6 protein-coding genes are annotated in these 5,204 nt (G+C 43.2%); 3 read left to right on the plus strand and 3 right to left on the minus strand.

The window, feature by feature from the left end; translation table 11 throughout:
- Positions 1-248: 248 nt before the first annotated feature.
- Positions 249-506 (plus strand): iron chelate uptake ABC transporter family permease subunit, encoded by a 258-nt coding sequence (locus QUA13_RS31355; protein ID WP_333204847.1) that lies wholly within the window; start codon positions 249-251, stop codon positions 504-506.
- A gap of 468 nt (positions 507-974) precedes the next feature.
- On the plus strand, positions 975-1,907 hold the full coding sequence (locus QUA13_RS31360) for a hypothetical protein (protein ID WP_333204849.1): 933 nt from the start codon (positions 975-977) through the stop codon (positions 1,905-1,907).
- A 75-nt stretch (positions 1,908-1,982) separates the two neighbouring features.
- Here the strand turns inward: QUA13_RS31360 and QUA13_RS31365 are convergent, their stop codons facing one another.
- From QUA13_RS31365 to QUA13_RS31375, 3 genes are read right to left on the minus strand one after another with little or no spacing between them, the layout of a single operon-like run.
- Complete coding sequence (locus tag QUA13_RS31365) at positions 1,983-2,981, minus strand: DUF6282 family protein (RefSeq protein WP_333204851.1); 999 nt, start codon at positions 2,979-2,981, stop codon at positions 1,983-1,985.
- A gap of 43 nt (positions 2,982-3,024) precedes the next feature.
- The gene (locus tag QUA13_RS31370) at positions 3,025-3,930 is read right to left on the minus strand and encodes an alpha/beta hydrolase (protein ID WP_333204853.1); all 906 of its coding nucleotides are present in this window, start codon (positions 3,928-3,930) and stop codon (positions 3,025-3,027) included.
- 14 nt (positions 3,931-3,944) lie between these two features.
- On the minus strand, positions 3,945-4,391 hold the full coding sequence (locus QUA13_RS31375; protein WP_333204855.1) for a SufE family protein: 447 nt from the start codon (positions 4,389-4,391) through the stop codon (positions 3,945-3,947).
- Positions 4,392-4,567: 176 nt separating this feature from the next.
- Between QUA13_RS31375 and QUA13_RS31380 the strand changes: the two genes are divergently transcribed.
- Positions 4,568-5,122, plus strand: coding sequence for a methyltransferase domain-containing protein (locus QUA13_RS31380; RefSeq protein ID WP_333204857.1), 555 nt, complete (start codon positions 4,568-4,570; stop codon positions 5,120-5,122).
- Positions 5,123-5,204: the final 82 nt, after the last annotated feature.

Genomic DNA, 5,204 nt, shown 5'->3' on the forward strand with positions numbered 1-5,204 from the left:
ACGTGAATACCACGTTTTCTATAGTTGTTTTTTTGTCAAGTACAATTTATACCAAATTAGATGAGCTTACCCTGGTTGTTAGTAGCGCTGTTTCGGATCGGAATGTCGCTGAAAGCGCTGGACGATTTTAGCTAGGGGTGCGGGTAGCGTCGATCGATAAATTTGCTGCCTTTGGGCGACGATTTAGCTGTTAGTTTGGGGGTTTCGCTGGTACGACGATCGCGCTTATTGATTGGGGGATTGCTACTTTGCTAGCTGCGAGTGCTGTCAGCATCGGCGGATTGATTGGTTTTGTGGGATTGGTGGTGCTTCACGGGGTGCGTTTGTTGCTTGGTAATGAATATCGGTTTGTGTTGCCAATGAGTGCGATAGGTGGTGCTTGGGTGTTGACTTTTGCTGATTTTTTGGCTCGTTTGGGTGCGGTAGAATTGCCTGTGGGTACGGTTGCGGCTTTGTTGGGTTCTCCGCTGTTTGTTTGGCTGCTTTATCCGCGTTCTAGTCAGTAGGAAAGAAGGAAGAAGGAAGAAGGAAGAAGGAAGAAGGAAGAAGGAAAATGAAAAAAATCAAATTTTAGGCTTTTGTTATTTCTTATTTTTCCCCTATTTTGAATTCCTTATTTTCATTTTTCAAGTCTCAACTTTCAAATCTCAATGCTTAAGGATCAATTCCCAATTACTAAAATACAATGTCTTTAGAAATTAAAAAATTAACTGGGGGTTACTTGGATTATTTGCTGACTCAGCATATCGAGATTATCCTCATATTGTGGATTTGCTGCATTAATGGGGCTTGCAGGGTGCGGATGGCGCACCTTACCTGTAAACAAAAGGTATTTGTAAATAAATATAAATTGTTGAACCAAGTTAATACAGGCTTGCAAGTTGTGATAGCTTTGAGTAAGATAGCGATTTGTTGATGTCCATTTTTTGGGCAAGCATCAAGATTAATCAATTTATATCAATTAGATACAACAAATGGAAGCATTACTTGTATTAATAGCATTGGGAGCAGGGGCCTTAGTCTGCTGGCTAATTTTGAATAAGCGAAATTCCCGCAATTTGGTGCGTATACAGGGTTCGGAGGAAGCCATCTCGAATTTGGAGGCTCAGTTGGATTCCAGGAATTTAGAATTGCGGCAAAAGATGGAGGATGAAAATCAGCTAAATTCTGAATTGTCCGATTTGCAAAGTCGGTTGGAAACTGTGACTCGCGAGCAAGATTTTTTAAATAATCGAGTGTCGGAAATGGAAGAATTTGTGGGAGGAATTGCCCAGGAGCGCTCGCAAATTGATTCTCTGATTGCTGAGTTGCAGTTAGAAAATTCTCAACAAGCTGAGTCGCAGTTAGCAGAAGTGGCAGAACTTCAATATCAGTTAGAAGTTGCGGAGCAGGAGCGATCGCAGCTTAACGATCAATTGCTGGAAATGCAAGCAGAGCTAGAGGCGGTTGATGCAGAACGTTCTCAATTTCACGCTCTGCTGTCTGAATTTGAGAGTCAGTTGCAAACTGCTAGTCAAACCAGATTGCAGCTACAAAACCAGTTGTTGGAAATTCAAATTAAGTTCGATCGCTCGATTGAAGAGGGGGAGGAACTTCAGTCTCAACTTTCGGGCGTGCAAGCTCAACAGGAAGTAGTCGAAAAAGAGCGATCGCAACTGCAATCGGAATTAGAAACAGCTAACAGAGAGCGATCGTACCTTTACTCTCAAATCTCGGAATTTCAAAATCAAATCTATATAGCTAATCAGGCTCAAAATCAACTGCAATCTCAAGTAGCGGAATTAGAAAATCATTTAGAAACCGTCTATCAAGAACGCTTGCAGCTAAATTCGCAGCTATCCGAATTGCAAACCAACTCCCCAGCGGGCGAGCAAGAATCTCAAGAACCTGAAGTAGAGCCAAATTGACGATAAATCAAAGATAGGACAAAAGTCCTCGCTACAAACTTTACAATAGTTATGCCATGAGACATAATATTACTCCTAAATTCCTAACAATCGAGCTGGGTTTTCCTTCATCATTAAATCTATTTCGCGTTGAGAAATGCCTTCCTCTATCAATTTTTTCACAAATAACTTGTAGCCTTCTGCAGGTAAAGGATCGGGTTTTCTGCCCAAATCTGTGCTCATAACAAAATGCTCGGCTCCGATTAGTTTGATCGCTGCTGCCATCTTACTAATAGAAACTTGATGCCAGTTTTTGTGTCCCTCATCAGCAGCATTTTCTCCCATCAAATCGTTAACAAATGCTAGTTCTAGAAAAGCTCCCATCTGGGCGGCTCTTTGCATATTTTCTAAGGACAAACCGGGTACATCTGCCATTGCGTGGGTAATCAGGATGTTCTTAACCTTGATAAGGTTGGCTTCAGTGACAACCGCCATCACTTCTTCTGAGGAAATATGACCGGTTTCCAATACCAAATTCTCTTTTGCTACAATCTTCAACACCGCTGCTGTTTGCGGTAAAACATTGCCATTTTCCGCAACTTTAATCCCAATTCCCGACTTGTGAAAAACCTGCAAGTGATGCTCAGCATCAACCGTTGGCAGCCACACTATTTTACCGTATTTGCCACCGATGCGGTGCATTGCTTCTACAGCCTCGGGATTAATGCCACCTACAGCATAATTGAGAACGACTCCCCCGAAAACTTGGACTTCTGGTACTATTTTATTCACCAAAACTGCCCGCGCTGCTGTGCTGGCATAATGATTTTTCAATACAACAGCTTTCATGTGCGATCGCGCCGCTGACTTAGCTACCTCAAAATCGTCTAAGCTGCGGGGAATCACATCAGGAGAAGAATGGATGTGAAAGTCGATCGCACCTTCAATAATACTCTCTTGTGAGTTAGCAAACGGCGGCTCTCCTACAGCATACAGTGGCAAAGAAAAGGAAGAGAAAATTAGCCAAAATACCGCTGTTATGCTGATGATGTAAACCGCCAAATTAACCGCCGAATAGAATTCGGGGCTACACAAACGAAGTCCGCCTGCGCGGACTGAAAAATTGGATTTAAATAATTTATAGAAAAGATTGAAGCGCATTTGCTAAAGCTTCTGCATTCTCTTCGTGAATACCCAATGAACCAGGAATAACTCGCGATTCAACACCCGGTAATTCCGTTAATGCTTCCATTTCAGCCTTAGATTTGGGCGGCGCATTCTCAGCAATTACAACCATCACCGGCACTGCTAACTGTTGAAATTTATCTGTAAATTCCGATCGCACTTTTGCCGGATCTAACCCACCAGTCACAAAGGCAGCGGAACCGTATCTCGCGCCCGCTTTTTGAGTAACTTTCCACTTATTTTGGATGAAATCGGGCGTCACTTTTGCAGCATCGACATAGACGTGACGACGGTACATCAAACTGAGGAATGACGGCGCAGTGTTGAGTTTGTATAGGAATTGTCCCAGTAAGGGCGCTCGTACTAATTCTCTCACAATTCCGTGCCACCCGCTTTGCTGTTTGCTCATTGTCGGCAAAGGCCCGCGCCAAGTCGGCGCAGCTAACACAATCTTTGACCAAACATTGGGCTGTGATTGCGCTAATTGCATCGCATAACCCGCAGCGTGACCTGCTGCAACTACAGCAACCGGACTATTAAAAATTGCCTCAACAAAATCCTTGAGAAATTGATGGTATAATTGCGGTTGATAGTCGGTTCGCGGGCGATCGGATTCGCCAAAACCCGGCCAATCTAAGCTCACAACTTGAAAGTTAGAAGCTAACAATTCTGCTAAAGGACGCATTTCTTCTCGGGTCGAAACCGTACTGAAAGCAGGCAGCAGCAATACAGGATTTCCCTGTCCTCTGGTTTCGTAAATAACTTTGATTTGCGTTTCTTTCCAATTCCAGAGATATTCTTGAACTGCGGCGGGATAGTTGCCAAAACCTAATTTTGTTAAATCTGTAGTTTGAGTCATGGCTGTTTATTCTTTTAATTTGCTTCGGCTTGCTTGCTCAATTCACAAGCAAGTGCCTTATTTTTCATCATTTGAAAGATGTTGTAAAATCCGTTAGCGCGGGAAGGTGTCAGACTCACATTCAATCCCGTGTCTTGAATAAAATCTGGGGTAATGCTGACAATTTCAGCAGGCGTTAATCCGCTCAAACCTTCCACCAGCAAGCCAACTAATCCTTTGACTAGCTGAGCGTCTGAATCGCCTTGATACAAAACTTTTCCGTCTGCTAAATTTGCAGTAATATAAACTTGCGATACGCAACCAGAAACTTTGTTTTCAGGCAGTTTGTCGCTTTCGGGAAATGCTGGGAGTCGCTTGGCATACCACAGCAGTTGTTCGTAGCGCTGTTTCGGATCGGAGTGTCGCTGAAAGCGCTGGACGATTTTAGCTAAGGCTGCGGGTAGCGCGGTGTTTGCGGACATGATTCCAAGTAGCAGTTTATTTTGCTAATATTATAAATTTTATTGTAGCAGCAGGTGTGTTCGATTTGCAACATCGGCGTTGCTCTGCACTCATCTGGTCGCGCTGAAGCAGTCTTCAGGTGAATGGGTTATTGTTATTGTAGTTAACGAGTTCGAGCGTTCAAAATCGAGGAAATATGGTATTTAGTGCTGTTAACGAAGATTGGTGTCGAGTCGTAATGAACCGCGAAACGCGCAGAATTGTTAAAAGCTTGCATCCCGAGGAATTGAATGTATTAGAAATTTCTGGCAATACTTGGGGTAATTGGGAGTCTTTAAAAAGCTATAAATCGCTCAAATATCCTGATTTTGATATTTGCGAGTCTTGCCTCGACGAAACATTTGATTTGATCGTTGCCGAGCAGATATTTGAACATTTACTTTGGCCTTACCGCGCTGGGAGAAATATATACAAAATGCTCAACAGCAATGGCTACTTTTTAATAACCACACCCTTTTTAATTCGCATTCACGATTATCCTACAGACTGCTCTCGCTGGACAGAAACTGGCATCAAATACTTGCTTGCTGAATGCGGTTTTAATTTAGAAAGCATCCAAACAGGAGCGTGGGGAAACCGAGCTTGTGTAGTGGCAAACTTTGCGAGGTGGGAACTTTACAATCCCTCCATTCATTCGCTAGCAAACGAGCCGGATTTTCCCTTGGTAGTTTGGGCGATCGCACAGAAATAACTCTGCCAACAGTCCGGACAGTTTTTTGGGGTGAGTGGCGAGGAAAGCTATCCAAGGCTTAAAGTACAGTCATACATAAAAA

Source organism: Microcoleus sp. S28C3, assembly GCF_036700785.1.
GTDB classification, from domain to species: domain Bacteria; phylum Cyanobacteriota; class Cyanobacteriia; order Cyanobacteriales; family Microcoleaceae; genus Microcoleus; species Microcoleus asticus.